The sequence below is a fragment of the Actinomadura sp. GTD37 genome (assembly GCF_041951365.1).
GTDB lineage: Bacteria > Actinomycetota > Actinomycetes > Streptosporangiales > Streptosporangiaceae > Spirillospora.
Genome location: NZ_JBGNUS010000001.1, coordinates 1666757 through 1692652, shown reverse-complemented (window position 1 = coordinate 1692652; position 25896 = coordinate 1666757). Strand labels below are relative to the sequence as shown.

The 25896-nt window shown below is 73.4% G+C and carries 24 protein-coding genes; 8 read left to right on the top strand and 16 right to left on the bottom strand.

The window, feature by feature from the left end; translation table 11 throughout:
* Positions 1–91: 91 nt before the first annotated feature.
* From ACA511_RS08180 to ACA511_RS08165, 4 genes are all read right to left on the bottom strand, one after another.
* Complete coding sequence (locus tag ACA511_RS08180; protein ID WP_375023441.1) at positions 92–802, bottom strand: HAD family hydrolase; 711 nt, start codon at positions 800–802, stop codon at positions 92–94.
* 126 nt (positions 803–928) lie between these two features.
* Positions 929–2560 (bottom strand): L-glutamate gamma-semialdehyde dehydrogenase, encoded by a 1632-nt coding sequence (pruA, locus tag ACA511_RS08175; RefSeq protein WP_375023440.1) that lies wholly within the window; start codon positions 2558–2560, stop codon positions 929–931.
* An 80-nt stretch (positions 2561–2640) separates the two neighbouring features.
* A complete protein-coding gene (locus ACA511_RS08170; RefSeq protein ID WP_375023439.1) occupies positions 2641–3207 on the bottom strand; it encodes a hypothetical protein in 567 nt (188 codons plus the stop codon).
* A 24-nt stretch (positions 3208–3231) separates the two neighbouring features.
* On the bottom strand, positions 3232–3879 hold the full coding sequence (locus ACA511_RS08165; protein WP_375023438.1) for an HAD family hydrolase: 648 nt from the start codon (positions 3877–3879) through the stop codon (positions 3232–3234).
* A gap of 61 nt (positions 3880–3940) precedes the next feature.
* On the opposite strand from ACA511_RS08165, the gene ACA511_RS08160 reads away from it, so the two are divergent.
* Entirely contained in the window at positions 3941–5137 is a 1197-nt protein-coding gene (locus ACA511_RS08160) for an acyl-CoA dehydrogenase family protein (protein ID WP_375023437.1), read from the top strand.
* Between the two features lie 217 nt (positions 5138–5354).
* Here the strand turns inward: ACA511_RS08160 and ACA511_RS08155 are convergent, their stop codons facing one another.
* Positions 5355–6251: an N-acetylmuramic acid 6-phosphate etherase gene (locus ACA511_RS08155; RefSeq protein WP_375023436.1), complete on the bottom strand. Its 897-nt coding sequence runs from the start codon at positions 6249–6251 to the stop codon at positions 5355–5357.
* A complete protein-coding gene (locus ACA511_RS08150) occupies positions 6248–7225 on the bottom strand; it encodes a MurR/RpiR family transcriptional regulator (protein ID WP_375023435.1) in 978 nt (325 codons plus the stop codon). Before ACA511_RS08150 ends, ACA511_RS08155 begins: the two co-directional genes overlap by 4 nt.
* A gap of 88 nt (positions 7226–7313) precedes the next feature.
* On the opposite strand from ACA511_RS08150, the gene ACA511_RS08145 reads away from it, so the two are divergent.
* The 3 genes from ACA511_RS08145 (at position 7314) to ACA511_RS08135 (ending at position 11173) form a co-directional block, all read left to right on the top strand.
* The gene (locus ACA511_RS08145; protein WP_375023434.1) at positions 7314–8597 is read left to right on the top strand and encodes an N-acetylglucosamine kinase; all 1284 of its coding nucleotides are present in this window, start codon (positions 7314–7316) and stop codon (positions 8595–8597) included.
* Positions 8598–8901: 304 nt separating this feature from the next.
* Positions 8902–10551, top strand: coding sequence for a glycoside hydrolase family 3 protein (locus tag ACA511_RS08140; RefSeq protein ID WP_375023433.1), 1650 nt, complete (start codon positions 8902–8904; stop codon positions 10549–10551).
* A 124-nt stretch (positions 10552–10675) separates the two neighbouring features.
* Positions 10676–11173: a hypothetical protein gene (locus ACA511_RS08135; protein ID WP_375023432.1), complete on the top strand. Its 498-nt coding sequence runs from the start codon at positions 10676–10678 to the stop codon at positions 11171–11173.
* Between the two features lie 18 nt (positions 11174–11191).
* On the opposite strand, the gene ptsP is transcribed toward ACA511_RS08135, so the two are convergent.
* Genes ptsP through nagA form a run of 7 tightly spaced genes read right to left on the bottom strand, consistent with a single transcriptional unit; the run spans position 11192 to position 16797 of the window.
* On the bottom strand, positions 11192–12874 hold the full coding sequence (gene ptsP / locus ACA511_RS08130) for a phosphoenolpyruvate--protein phosphotransferase (protein ID WP_375023431.1): 1683 nt from the start codon (positions 12872–12874) through the stop codon (positions 11192–11194).
* A 3-nt stretch (positions 12875–12877) separates the two neighbouring features.
* Positions 12878–13150 (bottom strand): HPr family phosphocarrier protein, encoded by a 273-nt coding sequence (locus ACA511_RS08125; RefSeq protein WP_375023430.1) that lies wholly within the window; start codon positions 13148–13150, stop codon positions 12878–12880.
* A gap of 13 nt (positions 13151–13163) precedes the next feature.
* Positions 13164–13841, bottom strand: a complete 678-nt coding sequence (locus ACA511_RS08120) for an HAD family hydrolase (protein WP_375023429.1) — start codon at positions 13839–13841, stop codon at positions 13164–13166.
* 16 nt (positions 13842–13857) lie between these two features.
* Positions 13858–14307, bottom strand: coding sequence for a PTS glucose transporter subunit IIA (locus tag ACA511_RS08115; protein ID WP_375023428.1), 450 nt, complete (start codon positions 14305–14307; stop codon positions 13858–13860).
* A 20-nt stretch (positions 14308–14327) separates the two neighbouring features.
* Positions 14328–14603: a glucose PTS transporter subunit EIIB gene (locus ACA511_RS08110; RefSeq protein WP_375024710.1), complete on the bottom strand. Its 276-nt coding sequence runs from the start codon at positions 14601–14603 to the stop codon at positions 14328–14330.
* Positions 14600–15640 (bottom strand): SIS domain-containing protein, encoded by a 1041-nt coding sequence (locus ACA511_RS08105; protein WP_375023427.1) that lies wholly within the window; start codon positions 15638–15640, stop codon positions 14600–14602. The genes ACA511_RS08110 and ACA511_RS08105 overlap by 4 nt, the downstream gene beginning before the upstream one ends.
* Positions 15637–16797, bottom strand: coding sequence for an N-acetylglucosamine-6-phosphate deacetylase (gene nagA, locus ACA511_RS08100; protein ID WP_375023426.1), 1161 nt, complete (start codon positions 16795–16797; stop codon positions 15637–15639). Before nagA ends, ACA511_RS08105 begins: the two co-directional genes overlap by 4 nt.
* Positions 16798–17267: 470 nt before the next feature.
* On the opposite strand from nagA, the gene ACA511_RS08095 reads away from it, so the two are divergent.
* The 3 genes from ACA511_RS08095 (at position 17268) to ACA511_RS08085 (ending at position 20160) form a co-directional block, all read left to right on the top strand.
* Entirely contained in the window at positions 17268–18008 is a 741-nt protein-coding gene (locus tag ACA511_RS08095) for a GntR family transcriptional regulator (protein WP_131943112.1), read from the top strand.
* A gap of 23 nt (positions 18009–18031) precedes the next feature.
* On the top strand, positions 18032–19402 hold the full coding sequence (locus tag ACA511_RS08090) for a PTS transporter subunit EIIC (protein ID WP_375023425.1): 1371 nt from the start codon (positions 18032–18034) through the stop codon (positions 19400–19402).
* A gap of 341 nt (positions 19403–19743) precedes the next feature.
* Positions 19744–20160: an Rv3235 family protein gene (locus tag ACA511_RS08085; RefSeq protein WP_375023424.1), complete on the top strand. Its 417-nt coding sequence runs from the start codon at positions 19744–19746 to the stop codon at positions 20158–20160.
* A gap of 67 nt (positions 20161–20227) precedes the next feature.
* Here ACA511_RS08085 and secA read toward each other — a convergent pair whose 3' ends face one another.
* Positions 20228–23104, bottom strand: a complete 2877-nt coding sequence (secA, locus tag ACA511_RS08080; RefSeq protein WP_375023423.1) for a preprotein translocase subunit SecA — start codon at positions 23102–23104, stop codon at positions 20228–20230.
* A gap of 182 nt (positions 23105–23286) precedes the next feature.
* Here secA and ACA511_RS08075 point away from each other — a divergent pair, with 182 nt between their 5' ends.
* Positions 23287–23619: an HGxxPAAW family protein gene (locus ACA511_RS08075; RefSeq protein WP_375023422.1), complete on the top strand. Its 333-nt coding sequence runs from the start codon at positions 23287–23289 to the stop codon at positions 23617–23619.
* A gap of 99 nt (positions 23620–23718) precedes the next feature.
* On the opposite strand, the gene ACA511_RS08070 is transcribed toward ACA511_RS08075, so the two are convergent.
* Both ACA511_RS08070 and ACA511_RS08065 read right to left on the bottom strand, forming a co-directional pair.
* Positions 23719–25026 carry a winged helix-turn-helix domain-containing protein gene (locus ACA511_RS08070; protein ID WP_375023421.1) on the bottom strand — a complete coding sequence of 436 codons (1308 nt, stop codon included), beginning with the start codon at positions 25024–25026 and terminating at the stop codon, positions 23719–23721.
* 67 nt (positions 25027–25093) lie between these two features.
* Complete coding sequence (locus ACA511_RS08065; protein ID WP_375023420.1) at positions 25094–25858, bottom strand: response regulator; 765 nt, start codon at positions 25856–25858, stop codon at positions 25094–25096.
* Positions 25859–25896 lie beyond the last annotated feature (38 nt).

Genomic DNA, 25896 nt, shown 5'->3' with positions numbered 1-25896 from the left:
ATCCCAGGTCAGGGGCGGCGTCGGGGGCAATCCCGCGGACCCACACAATGCCAGGCCCGCGCATCCTCCCGCGCGACACCCCCCGTCCGGGTCAGAGGCGGGTCAGGTCGGCCACGGCGGCGACCACGGCGCCGGTGTCGGCGAGCGTCGCGAGGACGGTCTCGGCGCCGGCGGCGCGGAGTTCGGCCTCGGTGGCGCTGCCGGTGGCGACGGCGACGATCGGGGAGCCGGCGATGTGGGCGGCCTGCACGTCGCGCGGCGAGTCGGCGACGTAGACGGTCGCGGACTCGGAGTAGGACGTGCCGTGCCGCTCGCCGGCGCGGGTGCGGGCCAGTTCGAGGAGGGCGGCCTTGCTGTAGACGCCGTTCTCGTAGCCGCCCGCGTCCAGGTCGAGGCGTGCGGCGAGGCCCAGCTCGGCGACCTTGAGCACGGCGTTCGGCCGGATCGAGCCGGTCAGCACGGACTGGACGACGCCGGGCACGTGGGCGAGCGCCTCGACGGCCTCGCCGGCGCCCGCCAGCACCCGGCCGTGGGCGCGCAGGTCGGCGCGGCGGGACGCGAACGCCTCGGCGAGCGCGTCGAAGAACGCGGGCAGGTGGTCGTCGGTGGTGACGACGTCGTTGAACGCGAGCGTCTCGAAGACGATCTCGGACTCGGTGCGGCCGGGGGTGGCGGGGAGCCGGACGAGCGGGCGCCCGATGGTCCGCTGGAACGCCTCGGCGTAGGCGTCCCGGGTGACCCGCCCGACGTCGACCAGCGTGTGATCGATGTTCCACAGCACCAGACGGTTCAGCGTCGACATCCCGTTCCCATGCGCGGTCGAAGGGGCGTGCACGGGCGCCGTTCCGGCGCCCGTCGGCGGTCAGCGACCTTATCGTCCGGCCTCCGCGCCCCCACCGCAACCGCCCGCCGGGTCAGCTGTGCGCTACTAGGGCCCCATATGCGGGTAGCGGTAGTCGGTGGGCGGGACGAAGGTCTCCTTGATGGAGCGGGCGCTCGTCCATCGGGTGAGGTTGAAGACGGACCCGGCCTTGTCGTTGGTGCCGGACGCGCGGGCGCCGCCGAACGGCTGCTGCCCGACGACGGAGCCGGTCGGCTTGTCGTTGATGTAGAAGTTGCCGGCCGCGAACCGGAGCTTCTCGGTGGCCGCGGCGACGGCGGCGCGGTCGTCGGCGATGATCGCGCCGGTGAGGCCGTACTCGGAGACGCCCTCCATCTGGGTGAGGACGGCGTCGTAGTCGCGGTCGTCGTAGACGTGCACCCCGAGGATCGGGCCGAAGTACTCGGTCGTGAAGATCTCGTCGGCCGGGTCGGACGACTCCAGGACCGTGGGCCGGACGAAGTAGCCGCGCGAGTCGTCCAGCTCGCCGCCGGCGAGGATCGTCATGGAGCCGAGGCCGCGGGCGCGTTCGATGGCCGCGCGGTGCTTGGCGAAGGCGCGGGCGTCGATGACGGCCCCCATGAAGGCGGACAGGTCCTCGGCGACGTTGCCCATGGTCAGGGCGTCGGTCTCGGCGCAGAACTCGTCGCGCATGCGCTCCCAGACGGAGCGCGGGACGTAGGCGCGGGACGCGGCCGAGCACTTCTGGCCCTGGTACTCGAACGCGCCGCGCACGAGCGCCGTCTTCAGCACGGCCGGGTCGGCGGACGGGTGCGCGACGACGAAGTCCTTGCCGCCCGTCTCGCCGACGATGCGCGGGTAGCCGCGGTAGGCCGCGATGTTCTCGCCGACGCCGCGCCAGAGGTTCTGGAACGTGGCGACCGAGCCGGTGAAGTGCAGGCCGGCGAGGTCGGGGTGGCGCAGCGCCACGTTGGAGACGGCGCGGCCGTTGCCGGTGACCATGTTGATCACGCCGGGCGGGAGGCCGGCGGCCTCCAGCAGGCGCAGGGTGAAGTGCGCGGCGAGCTGCTGGGTCGGGGACGGCTTCCACACGACGACGTTGCCCATCAGCGCGGGCGCGGTCGGCAGGTTCCCGGCGATGGCGCTGAAGTTGAACGGGGTGATGGCGAGGACGAACCCCTCCAGCGGCCGGTACTCCAGCCGGTTCCACACGCCCGGCGGCGACAGCGGCTGCTGCTCGTGGATCCGCTGCGCGTACCCGACGTTGAAGCGCCAGAAGTCGATCAGCTCGCAGGCGGCGTCGATCTCGGCCTGCTGCACCGACTTGGACTGGCCGAGGATCGTCGCGGCGTTCAGCGTGGCCCGCCACGGCCCGGCGAGGAGGTCGGCGGCGCGCAGGAAGACGGCGGCGCGGTCCTCGAAGGCCATGGCGCGCCACGCGGGGGCCGCCTCGCGCGCCGCCATGACGGCCTCGGTCACGTCCGGCTCGGTGGCGTCGCCCATCCGGCCGAGGACGTGCGCGTGGTTGTGCGGCTCCACGACGTCGATCGGCGTGCCCGCGCCCATGCGGTGCTCGCCCGCGATCGTCATCGTCAGCTCGGTCTGCGTCCCGCCGAGCTCCTTGATACGGGCCTCCAGCGCGGCGCGCTCGGCGCTGCCCGGCGCGTAGCCCCTCACCGGCTCGTTCGCCGGTACCGGCACGTTGGTGACGGCGTCCATCTGACGGCTCCCTGCGATCCGACGGCGTTGTCGATACGCCGGGGACCTACCCGTCCAGGCGCGGACGAAATACCCGGGGATCAGTCAAGGAGGTGCGGGAGCTCCTGGGTGGCGTACCAGAGGAGTTCGTGGCCTTCGGCGCCGTCCACGGTGAAGCGGGCGTCGTCGTCGCCCGCGTCGGCGGCGGCGAGGGCCGCCGCGGCCGCGGCGACGTCGGGGACGGCGTCCGGGTCGTCCACGTGACCGGCGGCGATCTTCTTCCACGGGACGGCGGCGGACAGCTCCACGAGGGCGCGGTCGCCGTTGCCGCTCCCGGCGCCGAAGGCGCTCCGGGACGCGTGGGGGGTCGTCCCCCCTCGGATGGCAGGGGAGGCGTCACCGCGGGGCCGGGCGACCGCGTCGTCGGGCGCCTCGGCGGCCAGCACGACCCGGCGCCGCGGGGCGGACGGGTCGGCGGCGAGGAGCCGGAGCGAGGCGCGGGCGGCGGCGGACAGCGCCGCGTACTCCAGCTCCTCGAGGTCGCCGTCGGCGTACCACTCGCGGAGCGCGGGCGTGACGGCGTAGGCGGTGAGCGGCGCGGGGCCGATCTCCCGCGCGGCGTGGACGCCCGCGAGGAGCGTGAGCGTGGACGGCAGGTAGACGCGCATGACGGTGAGCAGTCTGCCAGACCGTCAGGGCAGGAGGTCCAGCTCGCGCAGTTCGGCGATCGTGGCGCTGGCGTCCGTGTGGTGGATGCCGCGGATGCCGAGGGCCTCGGCGGCGCGGATGTTGTGCTCGATGTCGTCGATGAAGACGCATTCGGACGCGGCCAGGCCGAGCAGGTCGAGGGCGTGCCGGAAGATCCGCTCGTCGGGCTTGCGCATGCCGACCTCGGCGGAGATCACGACGGCGTCGAAGAGGCCGGCGAACAGGTCGCGCGGGTACTCGTTGCCCCACGAGTTGGACAGCAGCGCGGTGCGGGTCCCGGCGGCGCGGGCGGCGCGCAGCGCGTCGTACATCGGCTCGACCGGGCTGAACGCGCCGAACATCCGGGCGATGAGCCCGGCCGCGGCGACGGGGCCGCCGTCCACGGTGCGGAGTTCGGCGGCGAGGCGGCGCTCGAACTCGTCCACCGCGAGGGAGCCGTCCTCCAGCCCGTGGATCGGGTTCGTCCCGGCGCCGTCGTAGGCCTGCTTCACCCAGGCGCGCATGACGTTCTTGTAGTGCTCGGCGTCGATGCGGTCGGCGGCGAGCCAGACGGCGATGGCGTCGGCGAGGGGGGACGTGAGGACGCCGCCCCAGTCGGTGATGACGGCTTTGACGGGTCGCTGCGAGGGCACGGCCCGATGGTAGGCGATCCCGGACCCGTTGACCGAATCCCGTTCTGCCAGAATGCCGACCATGGACTTCGAACTCAGCCCGAAGGCACGCGAGTACCAGGAACGCCTCCAGGAGTTCATGGACGGGTTCGTCTACCCGGCGGAGCCGGTGTACGCGGCCTGGCGGGCGGAGAACGACCCGCACGCGCTGCCGCCGGTCGTCGAGGAGCTGAAGGCGGAGGCGCGCGGGCGCGGCCTGTGGAACCTGTTCCTGCCGGACGTGTCCGGGCTGACGAACCTGGAGTACGCGACGCTCGCCGAGCTGACCGGCCGCTCCCCCGACCTCGCGCCGGAGGCCGTGAACTGCGCCGCGCCCGACACGGGCAACATGGAAGTCCTGCACATGTTCGGCACGGACGAGCAGAAGCGGCGGTGGCTCGACCCGCTGCTGAACGGCGAGATCCGCAGCGCGTTCGCGATGACCGAGCCCGAGGTGGCGAGCTCCGACGCCACCAACATCACGACCTCGATCGTCCGGGACGGCGACGAGTACGTGGTGAACGGCCGCAAGTGGTTCATCACCGGCGCCGCCGACGAGCGCTGCAAGATCTTCATCGTGATGGGCAAGACGGACCCGGACGGGCCCGTCCACCGGCAGCAGTCGCAGCTGCTCGTCCCCCGCGACGCCCCGGGCCTGAAGATCGTCCGGCATCTGCCCGTCTTCGGCTACCAGGACCAGCACGGCCACTCGGAGATCGTGTTCGAGGACGTCCGGGTGCCGGTGTCCAACCTGATCGCCGGCGAGGGCGACGGGTTCATGATCGCGCAGGCCCGGCTCGGGCCCGGCCGCATCCACCACGCCATGCGGGCGCTCGGCATGGCGGAGCGGGCGCTGGAGCTGATGTGCCGCCGCGCCGCCGACCGGATCGCGTTCGGCGGCCCGCTGGCGCGGCAGGGCGTGGTCCGCCAGCAGATCGCCGAGTCGCGGATGGCGATCGAGCAGGCCCGGCTGCTCACCCTGAAGACCGCCTGGCTGATCGACCGGTACGGGTCGAAGGGCGCCCGCTCCGAGATCGCCGCGATCAAGGTGATCGTGCCGCGGATCACCCACGAGGTGCTCGACCGCGCGATCCAGGTGCACGGCGGCGCCGGCGTGTCCGACGACACGCCGCTCGCCGCCATGTACGCCTGGGTCCGCGCGATGCGGATCTTCGACGGCCCGGACGAGGTGCACGTGCGCACCGTCGCCCGCCAGGAACTGCGCCGCTACGAGAGCTGAGCGCGTGCGGGCGCGCGTCCGCGACCATGCGACCGGTACGGGGAAGATCGCATGATCACGGAACTCCCCGCCGGGCGTCTCCCCGCCGGTCCGTCTCCCCTGGTCCGCCGGCCCCGTGCCGGACGGTCTCCTATGTACTCGCCCCCTGCCCCCTGTCTCCCCGTCGTCCTCGTCCCCGCGCCGGATCCGGCTCGGGCGGATGCCCCCGGCCGGGCCCTCAGGCCGAGCGCAGCCGCTGGAGCGCCTCGCGGACGCCGCCGTCCGCCTCCTCCAGCACCGTCGTCGCCCGCGCCGCGGGCACTTCGCCGAGCAGCGAGACCAGCGCGACGCGGGTGTTCCCCCCCGCCTCGGTGAGCGCGTTCTCGCAGGTGCGGGCGTCCATGCCCGTCGCCTCGGTGAGGATGCGCACCAGCCGGGTGCGCAGCTTGGAGTTCAGCGCGTTCACGCTGACCATCAGGTTGGAGTAGGTGCGCCCCATCCTGATCATCAGCGTGGTGGAGAAGGAGTTGAGCACGAGCTTGGTCGCCGTGCCCGCCTTCATCCGGGTGGACCCGCTGATCACCTCGGGCCCCGTGGCGAGGCCGATGTGGACCTCCACCTCGGCCCCGTAGGGGGTGTGCGGGTTGCAGCTGATCAGCGCCGTGCGGGCCCCCGCCGCGGCGGCGGCGCGCAGCGCCCCCACCACGTACGGGGTGCGGCCGCTCGCCGCGATGCCGACGGCGACGTCGCCGGACCGGACGTCACGGGCGTCCCGGCGGCCGAGGTCGACGTCGTCCTCGACGTCGGAGATCGCCTGGGACAGCGCGCCCGGCCCGCCGGCGTGGTGGGCGACCACCCGGCCCCAGATGCCGAACGTCGGCGGCAGCTCGGCGGCGTCGATCACCGCGAGCCGGCCGGACGTCCCGGCGCCGAAGTAGTGCACGCGGCCGCCCCCGCGCAGGGACTCGACCGCGAGGTCCACCAGCCGGGCGACCTCGGGCAGGACGGAGGCGACGACCCTCGGCACGGTCGCGTCCTCGGAGTTGATCAGGCGCAGCACCTCCATGGTCGGCAGCGTGTCGACGTCGAGGGTCCGGGGGTTCCGGCCCTCCGTGGGGAGCTCGCAATCGATCACCGACGCCTCCGGTCGGGTCGCACGGTCCGCCCGCGGACCGCCTCGAACGTGGCCTCCAGGGCCTTTCGGGTGGACCCGTAGGTGCGCTGCGCCACTCCGACGAAGAGGCAGTCGACCACGGTGAGCTGCGCCAGCCGGCTGGCGGTGGCGCCGGAGCGGAAGGTCGTCTCCCGGGCGGCCGTCGTCAGGATCAGGTCGGCCACCTCCGCTATCGGGGACTTGGGGAAATTGGTGAGCGCCACCGTCGTGGCGCCCCGGGTCTTCGCGACCTCCAGCGCGTCGATGGTCTCCACCGTCGCGCCGGTGTGCGAGATGCCGATCGCCACGTCGCCGTTGCCGAGGACGGCGGCGCTGGTGAGCATGATGTGCGCGTCCGCCCAGGCCGAGCACACCCGGCCGATGCGGTGCAGCTTCTGCTGGAAGTCGGCCGCGACGAACGCGCTGGCGCCGACGCCGTAGACGTCGACGCGGTCGGCGGCGACGACGGCGTCGACGACCTGCTCCAGCATCTTGATGTCGAGTTGCGCGGCGGTCTCCTCGACGGCCCGCGCGTCGGCGAAGGTCACCTTCTCCACGATCTGCTCAAGCGAGTCGTCGGGGCTGATGTCGCTGCCGATGACGCGGCCGCCCGAGGCGCTCTGCGCGCGCCCGGCCTCGGTGGCGAGGGTGAGCCGCAGCTCCGGGTACCCGTGGAACCCGATGGCGCGGCAGAACCTGATGACGGTGGTCTCGGACGTGCCGCAGTTCTGGGCGAGTTCGGTGATGGTGGAGTTGGCGACCCCTTCGGGGTCGTCGATGACGCGCTGCGCCACTCGTCGTTCGGCGGGGGGCAGCGAGGGGAGCAGCGAGCGGACCCGCACCACGGTGCTCAGCGGCGTCGCGTCCCTTCCGGACGCCGCCGATTCCGGTGGTGCGCCGTGCTCCCCCGTGATCCCCCGCTCGGGGCCCTGGTCAGGGCCGATGGGTTTCCTCATGGAGGAAATTTTCTTACGCACAGGATGTCACGTCAACGGTAGAAAAGGCTACGGTCGCCATGTGTTGACCCATTTGGCCGGTCCTTACGTGGTCGGTATCGACGCGGGTGGCACGAAGACCCGCTGCGTCGTGCTGACGCTAGGGGGTGCCCTGGCCGGTTCCGGCACCGGCCCAGGGGCCAACCCCAACTCCGGAGGCGACACCGCGGGAGCGCTGACCAGCGCCCTGCTGGAGGCGCTCGGAGACCTGGACCGAACCCACATCCTCACCGGCGTCTTCGGCATCGCCGGTGCCGGCTCGGCCGGCCGGCCCGCCGCCGTCACGGCGGCGCGGCAGGCATGGCAGGCCGCCGGCCTGCGCGGCTCGCCCGCGGTGGTGACCGATATCGCGGTGGCGTTCGCCGCCGGAACCAGCGAGCCCAAGGGCATCGTGGTGTTCTCCGGCACGGGCGCCGGCGCGGCGGTCATCAACGACGGGACGATCGTGCAGCGCGCGGACGGCTACGGCTGGCTCGTCGGGGACGAGGGTTCGGCGGTCTGGCTCGGGAAGGAGGCCGTCCGCGCGGCGCTCGCCGCCTACGACGGCCGCGGCTCCCCGACGCTGCTCACCGATTCGGTCCCCCGGGCGCTGCTCGGCGCCACCGTGATCGCGGAGATCGACTCGGAACGGCGAAGACCGCACCGTCCGAGGGCGCTGGCCATGGCCGGCACCCCCCTGGCGTCCCAGGCTCCGCCGCCGCCGGGCGCCGCCGCGCTGCCGCAGGCCGCCTCGCTCGGCTCCGCGGGGACGCCGCCCGGCGGGGGCGGGACGGGCACCGCCGTCCTGCTCCACGACTCCCGCCACCCGCCGTCCGTCCCCTATCCGGCCCCCGGCGGCGGGGCCGGGCCGCCTGGCCAGCACGGTCCGCCCGGCCACGCGGGGCATACCGGACCGCCGGGCTCCCTGGGGCCGCCGGGACCCCCGGCGGCCCCAGCCCCGCCCGGGCACCCCGAACCGCCCGGGATCCCGCCCGACCCCCGGCTCGCCCAGGCGATCATCAAGGAGGTCTACGGCCGCCCGCCCGCGGCCCTCGGCCGGCTCGGCCCGGTGGTCGCCGCCGCCGCGGCCGCCGGCGATCCCGTGGCCAGGCGCATCACCGAGGAGGCCGCGCAGTGGCTGCTGCGCGACGTCGACGCGGTGCGCCCGGCCCTCTCCGACCCCCGCGCACCGGTCGTCATGCACGGCTCGGTGCTCCGTGAAGGCCCCGTCGCCGAGGCCGTCCGCACCGGGCTGCGCGACCGCTTCGCCGAGGCGCCGCGCTCCGCCGGCGACGGAGCCGTCGGCGCGGCCGGGCTGGCGCTGCGCCGGCTCGGCCACCCCCTGCCCGGCTGAGCCCGCCCGCCCACGCGGCGGAAGGCCCGCCCGGCCCCCGGCCCGGCTGCTCCCGACCCAGCCCCGCCGGTCGCCAGATGGACGGCATCGTGGCCGTCCGGTTCATCGCGATGGACCCCACAGATCCGCGATCGCTCCGCGAGTCCGGGGTCCATCGCGGTCGGCTGTGGCCACGGTGGCGGCAGAGGCCCGCCGGGCGCCCGCGCCGCCGGCTGATCGAGTCGACAGCGCGACGGGGAGCGGCTAGCGTCGCGGGCGTCCGATGCGACCGAGGAACCGAGACCACGTCGGGGGGCCTGGTCAGGTGCGTGCTTCACGTCCTCTCGCGATCGCGGCGGCGGCCCTGCTGATCGGCGGGGTCGCGGGCTGCGGCGGCGGCGGGAGCGGCAAGAGCGGGCGGACGCCGTCCGCCGGATCCGGCACGCCGTCCGGGTCGCCGGGCGCGCGGACGACGCCGCCGGACGCCTGGATCCCCGGCCGGGTCGCCAAGATGAGCGTGCCGGAGAAGGTCGGCCAGTTGTTCGTGCCGGCCTTCGCCAGCCGCGCCGACGCCCTCGCGAAGATCCGCAAGTACCACGTCGGCGGGCTGATCTACTTCCCGGAGAACTTCGGCTCACCGGCCCGGACGGCCGCGCAGTCGAACGCGCTACAGAAGGCCGCGAAGATCCCGCTGCTGCTCGGCGTCGACGAAGAGCAGGGCATCGTGTCGCGCACCCCGTTCATCACCCGGTTCCCCGGCAACATGGCGCTCGGCGCGACCCGGAACCCGGCCGACGCCCGCGCGGCCGCCCGCGTCACCGGCGCCGAGCTGCGCGCGGTCGGCGTCAACCTCGACTACGCGCCCGACGCCGACGTCAACGTGAACGCGCGCAACCCGGTGATCGGGCTGCGCTCGTTCGGGTCCGACCCGGCGCTCGCGTCCACGATGGTGACCGGCGCGGTCGGCGGCTACCAGGACGCCGGGGTCGCCGCCACCGCCAAGCACTTCCCCGGGCACGGCGACACCGCCGTCGACAGCCACTCCGGCCTGCCGGTGATCAAGCACGCGCCGCGCGACTGGGAGCGGCTCGACGCGCCCCCGTTCCGGGCGGCGATCGCGGCGGGCGTCGACGTCGTCATGACCGCGCACATCGTCGTCCCGAAACTCGACCCGTCGGGCGACCCGTCCACGCTCTCGAAGGCCGTGCTGACCGGGCTGCTGCGCGGGAAGCTCGGCTACCAGGGCGTCATCAGCACCGACTCGCTGCAGATGGCGGGCGTGCGGGAGAAGTACGGCGACGCGGCCGTCCCGGTCCGGGCGATCAACGCGGGCGCCGACCAGCTGCTGATGCCGCCGAGCCTGCCGCGCGCCTACAACGCGGTGGTGCGGGCCGTCCGGTCCGGGAAGATCAGCGAGCGGCGGCTGGACGAGTCGGTCACCCGGATCCTGCGGCTCAAGCAGCGGCGCGGGCTGTTCCAGGGCACGACCGCCGACCCGGCCGAGGCGAGCGCGGCCATCGGCACGCCCGCGCACCGCGCCGCGGCCCGGCGGGTCGCCGAGCACGCGGTCACCCTCGTCCGCAACAAGGGCGGCGTGCTGCCGCTCAAGGGCAGGAAGGTCGCGGTCGCCGGGCCGGGCGCCGCCCGGCTGGGGGCCGCGCTGCGCCGCCAGGGCGTCGCGACCGTCCCCGCCGGATCCGCGGACGTCACCGTGCTGACCACCGAGAACGCGGGTCCGGCGACCGCGTCCCGGGTCCGGGCGCTCGGCCCGAAACCGGTCGTCGTCGCCGCGCTCGGCCGCCCCTACGACCTCGACGCGGCCGGCGGCGCGGCGGCGGCGCTCGCCGCCTACTCCTCCGGCGCGGTCTCCGTCGACGCGCTGGCCAGGGTGCTGAGCGGCGCGGTGAACCCGGCGGGCAGGCTGCCGGTGCCGGCGGGCGGGCGGCCGGTCGGCTACGGCCTGGGCTACCGGTAGCGCTCACCAGCTCACCGGTAGCGCGCTCACCGGCGGCCGGACGTCGGGTGGCCGGGGCCGCGATGGACGCGGAGGCCGCTTCCCTGGGAAGATCAGGCCGCCTTCTTCCCCCTGGGAGGTCCCTGTGCGCGTCCGTCGGCCGCTCGCCGCCGTCCTGATCGTCCTCCCGCTGCTGGGCGCCTGCGGCGGGAAGGACGAGATCACCATGCCGCCGCTCACCCCCGAGCCCGGCGACTCCCACCTCGTCGACACGACGGCGACGGAGTCCGGCGCGGAGAGCTTCCCGGCGCGGCTGGCGCTCTACAAGTACCTGCGCGGCATCGCGGCCGGGAATGCCAGGGTCTGCGCCTACCTGACGCCCGACTACCAGCGGGTCGCGTTCGGCGCGCCCGGCGCGTGCCGGTACGGCTTCGCGCACGCCCGCGCGAAGCTGCGCCCGCAGGACGTCGCGGCGCTGCGCGGCGTGACGGTCCCCTCCTGCGAGCCGGGGCCCGGCGACGGCGACTACACGGTCCGGTTCGAGGACCTGGACTGGAAGGGCGAGCCCGCCCGTCCGGGCGGGCTCCTCGCGGCGACCTTCACCCTCCGCAAGTCCGGCGCCTACTGGCAGATCACGACCTGACCGTCACAGGCCGGGCCGTCACAGGCCGAGGCCGGCGAGTCCCGGGAGCTCGGCGCGGGCCGCCTCGCGGGCCTGCTCGGACGTCCGGGCGCCGCGCGCGGCCGCCGCCGCCCGCCGGCACTGCTCCAGCGTGTGCCGGGCGAGGGCGGCCCGCACCAGCGGCAGGGACGGGGCGCTCATCGACAGCGACGTCGCCCCGAGGCCGACCAGCACGCACGCCAGCGCCGGGTCGCCCGCCGCCTCGCCGCAGACGCCGCACGGGATCCCCGCACCGGCCGCGGGGGCGACCAGGTCGAGGACGGCGGGCTGCCACGGGTCCTGGAGGCGGGCCAGGCCGCCCACCTGCCGGTCGGCCGCGCACGCGTACTGGGTGAGGTCGTTGGTGCCGATGCTGAAGAACTCGACCTCTTCCGCGAGGTCGCGGGCGCGGAGCGCGGCGGCGGGCACCTCGATCATGACGCCCGGGTGCTCGACGCCCGCGTCCCGGCACTGCTCCGCGAACCACGCCGCCTCCCCGGCGTCCGTCACCATCGGAGCCATGACCTGCAGCTTCGCGGGGAGGCCGGCGGCGGCGCGGGCGAGGGCGGCGAGCTGCGCGGACAGCACGTCCGGGTGCCGGAGCGACATCCGCACCCCGCGCTCGCCGAGCGCCGGGTTCGGCTCCTCGCCGGGCGCGGGCAGGAACGCGAGCGGCTTGTCGGCCCCGGCGTCGAGCGTCCGGACGACCACGCGCCCCGCCGGGAACGCCTCCAGCACCTTCCGGTACGCCTCCTCCTGCTCCGCGCCGGACGGCGGGTCCGCGCGGTCCAGGAACAGGAACTCGGTGCGGTACAGGCCGACGCCCTCCGCGCCGTTCGCCAGCGCCGCGTCCAGGTCCTTCGGGCCGCCGATGTTCGCCAGCAGCGGCACGGCGTAGCCGTCCTCGGTGGCGCCCGGCCCGGTGAACTCCGCCAGCGCGGACACGCGGGCCGCGGCCGCCGCGCGGGCCGCCCGCACGTCCTCGGCGGACGGGTCGAGCCGCACCGTCCCGGCGGCGCCGTCGACGAGCACGCGGGCCCCGTCGGCGAGGGACGTCGCGCCGGGCAGCGCCACGACGGCGGGCACCCCCATCGTCCGGGCGATGATCGCGGTGTGGCTGGTCGGCCCGCCCTCCTCGGTCACGAACGCGACGACCCGCGCCGGGTCGAGGACGGCCGTGTCCGCCGGCGCGAGGTCGCGCGCGACGAGCACGAACGGCTCGTCCGACTCCGGGACGCCGGGCATCGACAGGCCGAGCAGCCGGGCGACCGCGCGGTCGCGGATGTCGTCCAGGTCGGTGACCCGGGCGGCCAGGTACTCGCCCGCCCCGGCGAGCATCTCCCGGTAGACGCCGAACGCCTCGAAGACCGCGCGGGCCGCCGGCACGCCCTCGCCGGTCTTCGCGCGGACGCCGTCGGCGAGCCCCGGGTCGCGGGCCATCAGCGCCTGCGCGCCCAGCACGTCCCGGCCGTCGGTGTTGCCGGCCGCGGCGGCGCGCTCCCCGCGCTCCTCCAGGTCGGCGGCGACGGCCTCCAGCGCGGCGAGCGCCGCGCCGCTCTCGGCGGCGGCGTCGCCGCCGTGCCGGTCACCGGCGGGCGGCTCGGGGATGTCCCCGGCGAGCTTCCGCACCGGCCCCGCCCCGACCCCCGGGCTGACGCCCGCGCCCTGCAGTACGTCCGGCACCGTTCAGGCCCCCTCGGGCTCCGGCGTGGACAGCAGTCTCTCCAGGTCGTCGAGCAGCGCGTCGGCGCCGTCGCCGTCCGCGGACAGGACGATCTCCTCGCCGTGCCGCGCGTCCAGCCCCAGCACCGCGAGGATGCTCTTGGCGTTCACCGGGTCGCCGCCGCGCTTGGCCACCGTCACGTCCATCGGGGCCTTGGCCGCGGTCTGGACGAACAGCGCGGCCGGCCGCGCGTGCAGCCCCACCCTGGACTCGATCTTGACGTTGCGCTCGGTCACCGCACACTCCTCCTCAGTTGCGTCCCCGGTCCGGCACCCGAAGGGCCGGGCCGGGGACGACGTCCACTTCCAGAAAATCGGCCACCACGTGGTCGGCCCCGGCGAGCGCGCCCGCCGGCTGCGTGGTGACGACGCCCACGCACGTCATGCCCGCGGACTTCACGGCCGCGACGCCCGCCGGGGCGTCCTCGAACCCGACCGCCTCCTCCGGCGGGACGTCCAGGTCGCGCGCGGCGGCCAGGTACCCCTCCGGATGCGGCTTGCCGGTGGCGACGTCCCCTGCGGTCACCACCAGGTCCAGCAGGTGGCGGACGCCCAGCTCGTCCAGCAGCCGCTCGGCGTACGGGCGCTGGCCCGACGTCACCACCGCCAGCGGCACGCCCGCGCCGGCCAGCGACCGGACGAGGCCGACGGCGCCGGCGACGGGCGCGACCGCCGGCATCCCCGGCAGCGACTCGTAGGAGATCGCCTGCTCGAACAGCTCCTCGACCGTCCGGCCGGGGAACAGGTGCGCGAGGCCGGCCAGCACCTCCAGCCCGCGCCGCCCCGCGAACGAGGCGATCAGCGCGTCGTCGTGGGCCACGCCGTGCGCGGCGAACAGCCGGGACCACATCACGCGGTTGCGCGGCTCGGTGTCGACGAGGGTGCCGTCGAGGTCGAACACCGCCGCGCCGAGCCCGATCACCGCCATGCGGCCGGCTCCGTGCTCAGTTCCATGTGAAGAGCTCGGCCCCCTTCGTCACCTCGCCCGACTCGATCACGTCGGCCAGGGCGTCGGCGCCCGCGTCCAGCGCGACGACCGCGCAGATCGGCGAGCGGCCGCCCGCCTCGATCACGGCGGGGTTCCAGCCGACGACCGGCTGCCCGGCGGTGACCTCGTCGCCCTCGGCGGCGAGGAGGTCGAACCCCTCGCCCTTCAGCTTGACGGTGTCGATGCCGAGGTGGACGAGGACGCCGTGGCCCTCCGCGTCCACCACCACGTAGGCGTGCGGATGCAGTTTGACGATCTTGCCGGTGACGGGGGCGATGGCGTGGCCGGGGCCGCGCTCGGGGTCGACCGCCGTGCCCGGGCCGACCATGGCCTGGGCGAAGACCGGGTCCGGGACGCCGGCGAGGCCGACGACCCGGCCGGTGACCGGGGACAGTACTCGGGTCATGTGGAGGGGCCTTTCCCGGGTCAGTCGAGGATGTCCTCGATGTCGCTGGCGATGGTGTCGGCCTCGGGACCCACGACGACCTGCACGACGGTGCCGCTGCGCATGACGCCGAACGCGCCCGCCTTCTTCAGCCCCGCCTCGTCGACCTTGCCGGCGTCGGAGACCTCCGTGCGCAGCCGGGTCGCGCACGGCTCGATCTCGATGATGTTGTCGGCGCCGCCCAGCGCCGCGATGATGGCCTCGGCCTTGTCCATGTGCGTCTCTTCTCTGTCGGGGCGGGTGTCGGGGTCGGTCAGTCCGTCTGGGTGACCTTGTGCAGGCCCCGGGGGACGTCGGGGTCGATGCCGAGCCGGCGGGCCAGGTTCTCGACCATGATCTGCCCGGGCACGATGAGGCCGAGCGGCGCCACCCATTCGGGCAGGCCGGGGCCGGGCAGCGCGGCCGAGCACGCCGCGGCCAGCTCCGCGCCGCCGCCGACGCCGTAGGCGCGGGCGCCGGCGCCCTCGACCCGCTTGGCCAGCGCGACGGTGCCGGGCAGCGTCGGGCCGGAGTCCGCGGCGACCAGCAGCGCGGGGGTCTGCGCGTCTACGACGGCGATCGGGCCGTGCAGCAGGTCGGCGTACGACAGGCCCATGGCGTGCAGGTAGCACGCCTCCTTGATCTTCAGGGCCAGCTCCAGCGCGGTGCCGAACGCGATGCCCCGCCCGGACACGACGGTGCCCGGGACCTTCGCCAGCTCCTCGACGATCTCCGGGAGCGCGGGGGACGCCTCGGTCAGCGCGATCATCCGGGCGGCCTCGTCGGGGACGCGGCGCAGGTCGTCCACGTCGACGTCGGCGCCGAGGCCGAGAGTGAACACCGCCAGCGCGGCGAGCTGCGTGGTGTACGTCTTGGTGGCCGGGACGGCGATCTCGGCGCCCGCGTCCGTGACCAGCGCGACCTCGGCGGCCTCGGCGAGCGGGGACCCGGCGCCGTTGGTGACCGCGACCGTCCGGGCGCCGCAGTCCCGCGCCCAGTCGAGGGTCTCGACGATCTCCTCGGTCTTGCCGGACTGGCTGATCGCCACGGCCAGCACGCCGTCCAGGTCCAGCCGGCGGCCGTACGCGGTCGCGATGGACGGCGCGGCCAGCGTGGCCAGTCGGCCGGTGTGCGCCTCCACCAGGTAGCGCCCGTACACCGCCGCGTTGTCGGACGAGCCGCGCGCGATGAACAGCACCTGCCGGGTCTCCCGCGCGAGCGCCGCGACGTCGGCGGTGCGCGGGAGGAGCGCGTCGATCGTCCGGCGCAGCGCGTCCGGCTGCTCACCGATCTCGGCGCGCATCTGACTGGTCATGATCCCCCTCCGAAGACTTTCTGCCCGTTGACCCACGTGGTACGCGCCCGGTGGTCCGGCCCCAGCCAGACGAGGTCGGCGGCGGCGCCGGGCGCGATCCGGCCGAGGTCGGAACGTCCGATGAGGTCGGCCGGAACCCGGGTCGCGGCGTCCACCGCGGCGGCCGGGTCGAGGCCGAGGCCGATCGCGTTGCCGACCGCGGCGTCCAGCCGGAGGCCGGACCCGGCGATCGTGCCGTCGGCGCGCAGCGGCGGGCCCTGCGCGGGCATCGTGATCGGCTCGCCGCCGAGGTCGTAGGTGCCGGGCGGCATCCCGGCGGACGAGGCGGCGTCGGTGACGAGGACGACCCGTCCCGGCGCGGCGCGGAACACCAGCTGCGCCACCTTGGCCGCGACATGGTGCAGGTCGAGGATGAGGCCGGGGTGGAGCCGGTCGTCGATGAGCGCCTGCACGGCGACGCCCGGGGCGCGGTGGCCGATGCCCGTCTGCGCGTTGAAGATGTGGGTGACCATGCGGGCGCCCGCGTCGGCCGCGGCCTCCGCCTGGGCGGCGGTGGCGTCGCTGTGCCCGACGCTGACCAGGACGCCGGCGGCGGTGAGGGCGCGGATCGCCGCCGGCGCGCCGTCGCGTTCGGGCGCGAGCGTGACGAGCTTGACGAGGCCGGTCTCCAGCAGCGTCTCGATCGCGGCGGGCGCTGGGTCGGTGAGGTACGCGGCGTTGTGCGCACCCTTGCGCTTCTCGGACAGGAACGGGCCCTCAAGGTGGACGCCGAGGACGCGCGTTCCGTCCGGCAGGTGCGGCAGGAGGTCGCGGGCCCTGCGCAGCGCCGCGGCCTGGGTCTCGACCGGCGCGGTGATGAAGGTGGGGAGGAACGCGGTCACGCCCGTCTCGGGGAGGCGGGCGACGACGGTGCGCCAGCCGGCCTCGTCGGCGTCCACCATGTCGTGGCCGAAGAAGCCGTTGACCTGGAGATCGACCAGGCCGGGCGCGAGCAGTCCGTCGGGAAGGTCGACGTCGGGCGCACCGGGCGGACGGCCCTCGCCGGCCTCCGCGACGACTCCGTCCACCACTCGGACGTATCCCGGGGAGACGACGCGGGTAGGAGTGCCCGCGGGGGTCATGATCATGCGGTCGGCCGTGATCAGTAGTGGTGCCATGGTGCGCGCTCTCTGTGACGCGATCGATCGCGGGGCGGTGTTCCCTCGGGGGCGAGGTGTTCCTCCGGGGCAACTGGTCTAGTCCGGACTAGACCAGTACGCACCATACTCCACGAATCGGATGGAGATGAAGATGCGGGGCGAAACTCGTGCGGGGCCGGATCCGTCGCCATCGGACGGGCCGCCCGCCGCCCGCCGGGACGGCGGCCCGAGGAGGGCGGGCCGGCGGAACCGAACCGGATGCCGCGTCCGCGAAGGCGGTCTGACCTGCGGTTTCTTCGATCTTGACAGGGCGGATGCGTGACCAGGTCGTTATAAATTCGTGCATTGACATGCCTTTCGATCCTGTGGTCTAGTCCGGCCTAGACCAGTACGAACCGAATCGAATACCTTCTATCCACCGCCAGTCCACTCTTCCGTCGCAACCCGGCGAACCCCGTCGATCCGGCCCCCGGCCATCGAGGACCCCCGTGACCACCATCGATCCGCACAGCCCCGTACCGAAGTACTTCCAGCTCCGCGCGATCCTGCTCGACCTCATCGAGAGCGCGGAACTGCCCGTCGACGCCCCGATCCCCTCGGAGCGCGAACTGTGCGTCCGGTACGAGCTGTCCCGCATGACCGTCCGGCAGGGCGTCGACCAGCTCGTCTCCGAGGGACGGCTCTACCGCGTCCCGGGGAAGGGCACGTTCGTCGCCCGTCCCAAGATCGAGATGCCGCTGCGGCTCGTCTCGTTCACCGAGGACATGCTGGCCCGCGGGCTGCGGCCGGGCGCGATCGACCTCGACCGCCGGACCGTCCCGGCCGACGCGCGGCTCGCCCGGATCTTCGACGTCGAGACCGGCACCGAGATCCACGTCATCGAACGCCTGCGCACCGCCGACGGGGAGCCCATGGCCCTGGAGCGCGCGCACATCCTGGCCTCCCTCGCCCCCGACCTGCTCGACCGCCGGCTCGCCGACCGCTCGCTCTACGGCGTCCTCGAAGCGGTGTACGGGCTGGTCTTCGACGCGGGCGACCAGACCATCGACGCCAGCCTGGCCGACGCCGCCGACGCCAGGCACCTGCAGATCGCCCGGGGCAGTGCCGTGCTGCTCCTGCAACGCCGCTCGTACACCGGAGGCGTGTGCGCCGAGCTGGGCGTGTCGACCTACAGGGCGGACCGCTACCAGATCCACACGGCCCTCGGAAACCCCCCGCCGCACTCCTAAAACCCCTGAGGAGGAACCTCGCGATGACTGCGACAACAGTGGACTCCGCACCGCGCCGAGGGTCGAGCACCCTCGCGGTGCTGCAGCGGATCGGCCGCAGCCTCATGCTGCCGATCGCCGTCCTGCCCGCCGCCGCGCTGCTGCTGCGCTTCGGCCAGCCCGACATGCTCGGCGCCGACGGCCTCGGCTGGGACCGCGTCGCCGAGATCGTCGGCGAGGCCGGCAACGCGCTGTTCGCCGCCCTGCCCCTGCTCTTCGCCGTCGGCGTGGCGATCGGCTTCGCCAAGAAGTCCGACGGCTCCACCGCGCTCGCCGCCGTGGTCGGCTACCTGGTCTTCGACCGGGTCTCCAAGATCATGTTCTCGCACACCGAGGAACTCAAGGGCAACGTCCTCATCACCAAGGTGGCGGACGGCGCGCAGTCGCAGGTCATCGACTGGGGGGCGAAGAACCCGACGGACGTCCTCGGCGGCATCCTGATGGGCGTCATCGCCGCGCTGCTGTACCAGCGGTACTACCGGATCAAGCTGCCGACCTGGCTCGCGTTCTTCGGCGGCCGCCGGTTCGTGCCGATCGTCACCGCCGTCGCCGGCCTCGCGCTCGGCATCGTGATCGGTTTCATCTGGCCGTACTTCGGCGAATGGCTCACCGACTTCGGCGAGTGGATCACCGGGGCGGGCGCCGCCGGGGCCGGCATCTACGGAATCATCAACCGCCTGCTGCTGCCCTTCGGCCTGCACCACATCCCGAACTCGCTCATCTGGTTCGTGTTCGGCGACTACAACACCTCCGACGGCGTCGTCCACGGCGAGATCAACCGCTACCTGGCGGGCGACCCCAACGCGGGCGGCTTCCTCGCCGGGTTCTTCCCCGTCCTGATGTTCGGCCTGCCCGGCGCCGCGCTCGCCATCTGGCACGCCGCGCCCAAGCACCGCCGCCCCGCGGTCGGCGGCATCATGATCTCGGCCGCGCTCACCGCGTTCGTCACCGGCGTCACCGAGCCGATCGAGTTCGCGTTCATGTTCGTCGCGCCCGTCCTGTACGGCGTGCACGTCGTCCTCACCGGCATCTCGATGGCCGTCCTGGAGGCGGCCGGCGCCAAGCTCGGCTTCGGCTTCTCCGCCGGGCTCATCGACATGCTGCTGAACGCCCGCAAGGAGAACACCTCGGGACTCCTGCTGATCCTCGGCATGGGCGTCCTGTACTTCTTCCTCTACTACTTCATCTTCAGATTCCTGATCACGAGGTTCGACTTCGCGACCCCGGGCCGGGAGCCCGAGGGCGAGGAGTCGACCGCCGCCGACCCGGGCGCCAGCCCCGAACTCGCCGGCGTGGAGAAGGAGAAGCGCCCCCGCGAGGACGCCGGCGAACCGCAGGAATCCCCCACCGGCTGACCGTCCCCCGGGCGCCGCGACGCCCCGCACCCCTTGTCGCGGCGCCCACCCCGGCCGGCCCAGCCCACCGGCCCAGCTCCCAAAGGTCCCGGACTCCCCGCACCCGTCCGGGACCTGCTCCCGAAAAGGCGGCGGGACGCCCCCCAGCGTCCCGCCGCCTTTTCGTGCGCCCGCCTCCCCTGGCGCCCCTGGGTGAAGGCCCGCGTTACAGGAGAGGCCGTATGCGGTCAGGACGTATTTTTCGCGGCGCGCGCGACTCCTGTTTCCAAACGACTCGGGAGGTTCTCATGCGTCGACGTCCGGTGGGCTCTTCGGCAGTTCGGATCATTCGGTACCGGCCGGTGCCCGCCACGCGGGGAGCGCTGGCGCTGCGGCCGGCGCCGATGCCGGTGCGAGGCCCCGGGTTGCGGGTCGTGCGGCCAGGGGACGGGGTGGACGCCGAGGTCCGGGCCGTCGCGGACACGGCCGTGCGGCTCGTCGTCGAGGTCCTGGCGGGGACGCGGCCCGCACACCAACTGTCGCTCGTGGCCGTCCCGGCGGTGTGCCGGGCGGTGGCCTCGCACGGGGACGCGGGGCCGCGCGGGAGGCGGATCGTCCCGCCGAAGGTGCTGTCCAGCCGAGTGCAGCGGCCGTCGCCCGCGGTGGCGGAGGCCGTCGCCGTGGTCGTCGTGGCCGGACGCGTCCACGCGCTGGCGCTGCGGCTCGCGCACACCCGGGGACGGTGGCGCTGCACCGCCCTGGAGACGACGGCGCCCTGACCCCGGAACGTGCTCTGACATGCGGAAGCGGCCTCCCCGACGTCCGGGAGGCCGCCTCGCGCGGGCCCTACTTGTTCTTGTTGCGCGGGTCGCCGTGGCAGCGCTTGAACTTCTTGCCCGAGCCGCAGGGGCACGGGTCGTTGCGGTTCACGTCGGCGTACTCGTCGGTCTCCTCGCTGTGCAGCTCGACGCCACCCTCACCGTCGACGGTCGGGGCCGAGTACTCCAGCTTCTTCGGACGGGACGGCTTCTCCAGCCCCTTCGCCTTGATGGCGGGGTGCTCGTCGGCCTCCTCCACGTCCACGGCGACGGCGCCCTCCTCGTCGGCCTCCTCGCCCGCCGCGGGGGCGGACTTGGCGACCGAGACGGGCGCGGCGCCGACGGTGGGGGCCTCCGGCTGCTCCTCGACCTCGACCTCGAGGTTGTACAGGTAGCCGACCGACTCCTCCTTGATGCCGTCGAGCATCGCGTTGAACATGTCGTAGCCCTCGCGCTGGTACTCGACCAGCGGGTCGCGCTGCGCCATGGCCCGCAGGCCGATGCCCTCCTGGAGGTAGTCCATCTCGTAGAGGTGCTCGCGCCACTTGCGGTCGAGCACCGAGAGGATGACGCGGCGCTCCAGCTCGCGCATGACCTCAGCGCCGAGCTCCTCCTCGCGCTTGGCGTAGGCGGCCTGCGCGTCCTCGCGGATCTTCTCGGCGAGGGTCTCGGCGTCCAGCCCGGAGATGTCGCCGCCGAGGTCCTCGACGAGCTCGTCCACCGTGAGGGAGACCGGGTACAGCTGCTTGAACGCCTTCCACAGCTTGTCGAGGTCCCACTCCTCGGCGAAGCCCTCGCCGGTGGCGCCCGCGACATAGCCCGCGACGACCTCGTCGATCATGCCGCGGATCTGGTCGTGCAGGTCCTGGCCCTCCAGCACCTTGCGGCGCTCGGCGTAGATGACCTTGCGCTGCCGGTTCAGGACCTCGTCGTACTTCAAGACGTTCTTGCGCATCTCGAAGTTCTGCTGCTCGACCTGGCTCTGCGCCGACTTGATCGCGTTACTGACGATCTTGGACTCGATCGGCACGTCGTCCGGGATGTTCAGCCGGGTCATGATCGACTCGACGCGGGCGGAGTTGAACAGCCGCATCAGGTCGTCCTCCAGCGACAGGTAGAACCGGGACTCGCCCGGGTCGCCCTGCCGGCCGGACCGGCCGCGCAGCTGGTTGTCGATGCGCCGCGACTCGTGCCGCTCGGTCGCGAGGACGTACAGGCCGCCGACGTCGACGACCTCCTCGTGCTCGCCCTTCACGGCCTCCTTGGCCTTCTCCAGCGCCTCCGGCCACGCCTCCTCGTACTCCTCGGGCGTCTCCAGCGGGTTCAGGCCGCGCTGGTGCAGCTCGAGGTCGGCGCGGAAGTCGGGGTTGCCGCCGAGCATGATGTCGGTGCCGCGGCCCGCCATGTTCGTCGCGACGGTGACGCCGCCCTTGCGGCCCGCCTCCGCGACGATCGCCGACTCCTGCTCGTGGTGCTTGGCGTTCAGCACCTGGTGCGGGATGCCGCGCCGCTTGAGCATCTTGCTCAGCTTCTCGGACTTCTCCACCGAGGTGGTGCCGACCAGGACCGGCTGGCCCTTCTCGTTCCGCTCGGCGATGTCGTCGACGACGGCCTCGAACTTGGCCTGCTCGGTCTTGTAGACGACGTCCGCGACGTCGTCGCGGATCATCGGCTTGTTCGTCGGGATCGGCACGACGCCGATCTTGTAGGTCTTGTTGAACTCCGCCGCCTCGGTCTCGGCGGTGCCGGTCATGCCGGACAGCTTGCCGTAGAGGCGGAAGTAGTTCTGCAGGGTGATCGTGGCGAGCGTCTGGTTCTCGTCCTTGATCGCCACGCCCTCTTTGGCCTCGATGGCCTGATGCATGCCCTCGTTGTAGCGGCGGCCGTGCAGGATGCGCCCGGTGAACTCGTCCACGATCAGGACCTCGCCGTTCATGACGACGTAGTCCTTGTCGCGCTTGTACAGCTCCTTGGCCTTCAGCGCGTTGTTGAGGAAGCTCACCAGCGGCGTGTTCACCGAGTCGTACAGGTTGTCGATGCCGAGCCAGTCCTCGACCTTCTCGACGCCGGACTCGGTGATGCCGACCGTGCGCTTCTTCTCGTTCACCTCGTAGTCGCCGGGGCCGTACTCGTCGACCTGGCCGGCGGTGCTGACCAGCTCGGCCCGCTTCAACCGCGGGACGATCTTGGCGAACTCCGAGTACCACTTCGAGTTCTGCTCGGCCGGACCCGAAATGATCAGCGGCGTCCGGGCCTCGTCGATGAGGATCGAGTCGACCTCGTCCACGATCGCGAAGTTGTGGCCGCGCTGGACGCATTCCTCCAGGCTCCACGCCATGTTGTCGCGCAGGTAGTCGAAGCCGAACTCGTTGTTCGTCCCATAGGTGATATCGCAGTTGTAGGCCGCACGGCGCTCGTCCGGGGTCATCTGCGGGAGGATGACGCCGACGTCCAGCCCGAGGAACTGGTGGACGCGCCCCATCCACTCGGCGTCGCGCTTGGCCAGGTAGTCGTTGACCGTGACCACGTGGACGCCGTCGCCGGACAGCGCGTTCAGGTAGGCGGGGAGCACGCAGGTCAGGGTCTTGCCCTCACCCGTCTTCATCTCGGCGATGTTCCCGAGGTGCAGCGCCGCGCCGCCCATCACCTGGACGTCGTAATGTCGCTGGCCGAGGACGCGCTTGGCGGCTTCGCGCGCGGTCGCGAAGGCCTCGGGCAGCAGGTCCTCGAGGGACTCGCCGTCGGCGATGCGCTCCCGGTACTTGTCGGTCAGCTCGCGCAACTCGGCGTCGCTCATCTCGAGGAAGTCCTCCTCGATCGAGTTGACCTGATCCGCGAGCTTCTTGAGCTTGCGCAGGGTTCGTCCCTCGCCCGCACGAAGGATCTTGTCGATGACTGGCGGCACTCTCGAAGGCTCCTTGCAGATCGTGGTTCACCGCTCTGGGCGGCACGCACACCACACGTACGATGCCATCGTAGGCGAGACCCAGAATGGTCTAGGTCACTCCGCAGCGCAATCCACAGCGGCTTCCGTTTGATTTTCCCGGCCCCGGAGAGGATCTCTCAGACCGTACGGAGGGAGTCCTGATGTCCTCAGAGGGTTCGCACGCCGGCCGGCCGAGTTCCTGGGCCGCCGTGGCCGTCATCTTCGCCGGCTTCGTCGTCGGCGGCCTCGCGCTCTGCCTCGGCCCCCTGTGGATCATGCTGTGGGTCGGGGTCGGCATCGTGGTCGCGGGCCTGCTCGTCAGCTGGATGGTCCACCTGTTCTCCGACGTGGTCGTGGACGCGCCCCGCGTGATCCCCGAGATCGTCGACTACTCCCTGTTCGGCGCCCGCTCGGCCAAGCGGCGCGGCGGCGAGGCGGGCGAGGTCATCGACACCCCCGTCTCGACCGACACGCAGGAATCCCCGCACGGCTGACCCGTCCCCCGGTGGCCGGTCCATTACGGTCCGGCCACTTCGCATGTCAACGCCCCGTCCCCCTCCCCCATTCCAACCGCCGCCACCCGCACGGTCCGGTCAGGCCGGGGCGGCGTCGTGCAGGGCGGTTTTGAGCAGGGCCGGGGGCAGGGGGGTGCGCTCCACCCGGACGTCGTCGCAGCCGACCCAGTCGGCGGCGCGCCACAGGGCGGTGGCGAGGGCGGCCGCCGAGGTCTCCGTCCGGGCGGCGGTGCGGGTGGCCCAGGGCTCCAGGGACGCCTGGCGGGCGATGAGAGTGCGGCCCTCGCGGGCGGGGTCGACCCGTCCGATGAGGCGGCCCCCGGCGAGGAGCGGCATCGCGAAGTATCCGTGGACGCGCTTGCCCTTCGGGACGTACGCCTCCAGGCGGTGGTCGAAGCCGAAGACGCGGGACGCGCGGGCGCGGTCCCAGACGAGGGAGTCGAACGGCGAGAGCAGGGTGGTGGCGTGCCTTCCCCTGGGCGCGGCCGACAGCGCCGCGGGGTCGGCCCAGGCGCGCTGGGACCATCCGGCCACTCTGGCCGGCACGAGCCCGGTCGCCTCGATCACCCGGTCGACCTGGTCCTGCCGGACCCGGTAGTAGTCGGCGAGGTCGCCGCGGGTCGCCACGCCCAGGGCGCGGCCGGCGCGGGCGACCAGTTCGGTCAGGCAGGCGTCGTCGTCCGGGTCGCGCGCGAGGAGCCCGGACGGGACGGCGCGCTCCGCGAGGTCGTAGACGCGACGCCAGCCGACCCGCTCGACGCAGACGACCTCGCCGATGTCCAGCAGCCACTCGATGCCGATCTTGTGGTCGCTCCAGTCCCACCACTCGGCGCTGGCCTTGGCGCCGCCGAGCTCCTTGGTGGTGAGCGGGCCGTCCGCGTTCAGGCGGGCGCGGATCTGGTCGCAGACGCCCTCCGGCACCTTGTGCCAGCGCCAGCCGCGCCGCAGGTAGGCGCGGCGCCGGAACGCGAACAGCGGCCAGTCGGCCATGGGGATCACGGACGCGGCGTGCGCCCAGTACTCGAACGCCGGATACCCGCCCCCGGGACGCGAACCGGGACGGCTCCCGGCACGCCCCTTCCCACCTGGGGCGTTCTGGCCGTCGACGCGCCGGGAGGCCGACTGGGAGCCGTCGCCCCAGTAGGCGGCCTCGATGGCAGTGCGCTCGACCGGGCCCAGGCGGGCGTAGGGCACCAGCTCGTGCGACCGCGCCAGGACCGAGATCGTGTCGAGCTGGACGGCGCCGAGCCGTTCCAGCATCGCCGGGACCCCGCCCTTCGGGCGCGCGCCCAGGAAGCCCTGGGCCCGCAACTGGAGCCGCCGTGCCTCGTCCGCGCCGAGTTCTACCTGGCCGGATGCGCCTGTACCGACTTCTGCGTCCACCACGCCCGCGATGCTACGACACAACACCGACAAAACCGGATTGCCGGTCTCACCGTCCGCGCGGGGCGGCTCAGGTGATCTCCAGGAGCTTCTCGCGGACGGCGTAGACCACGGCCTCCATCCGGGAGTGGAGCTGGAGCTTCTCCAGGATGTTGCGGACGTGGTTCTTCACCGTGTTCTCGGAGATGAACAGCTCGCGGGCGATCTCCCGGTTGCCGAGGCCGCGGGCGACCAGGCGCAGGACCTCCATCTCGCGCTCGGTGAGCCGCGGCGCGGGGACCTGCTGGGTGCGCTCCTCGCTGCGCTTGGCCAGCGCGGCGAACTCGGTGATGAGCTTGGACGCCATCGACGGGCTGATCAGCGACTGGCCGCCGTGCACCGCGCGGACGGCCTGCGGCACCTCGTCGATGGAGATCTCCTTGAGCAGGTAGCCGCTGGCCCCCGCCTTGATCGCCTCGAAGAGGTCCTCCTCCTCGTCGCTGATGGTCAGCATGACGATCTTCGCGCTGGGCGCGGCGTCCTTGATGGCGGTGCACGCCTCGATGCCGCTGCGGCGCGGCATCCGGATGTCCATGAGGACGATGTCGGGCAGCAGGTCGCCGGCCATCTCGACGGCCTCGTGCCCGTCGCCGCCCTCGCCGATGACCTCGATGTCCTCCTCGCCTTGGAGGACCATCTCCAGGCCGCGGCGGAACAGCGCATGGTCGTCGACGATCAGCACGCGGATGGGGTCGGCCGCTCCCGGCGGCGCCGCCTCCCGGCCGGCGGGGGCGGCATCGGCGCCGGCCTGACGGGGTACCGCCGCGGCGTCGCGAGTCTCGGGATTCTCGCTCACCAGAGTCGCGGCGTGGAGGAGACGCCGCTTCCCCCCTT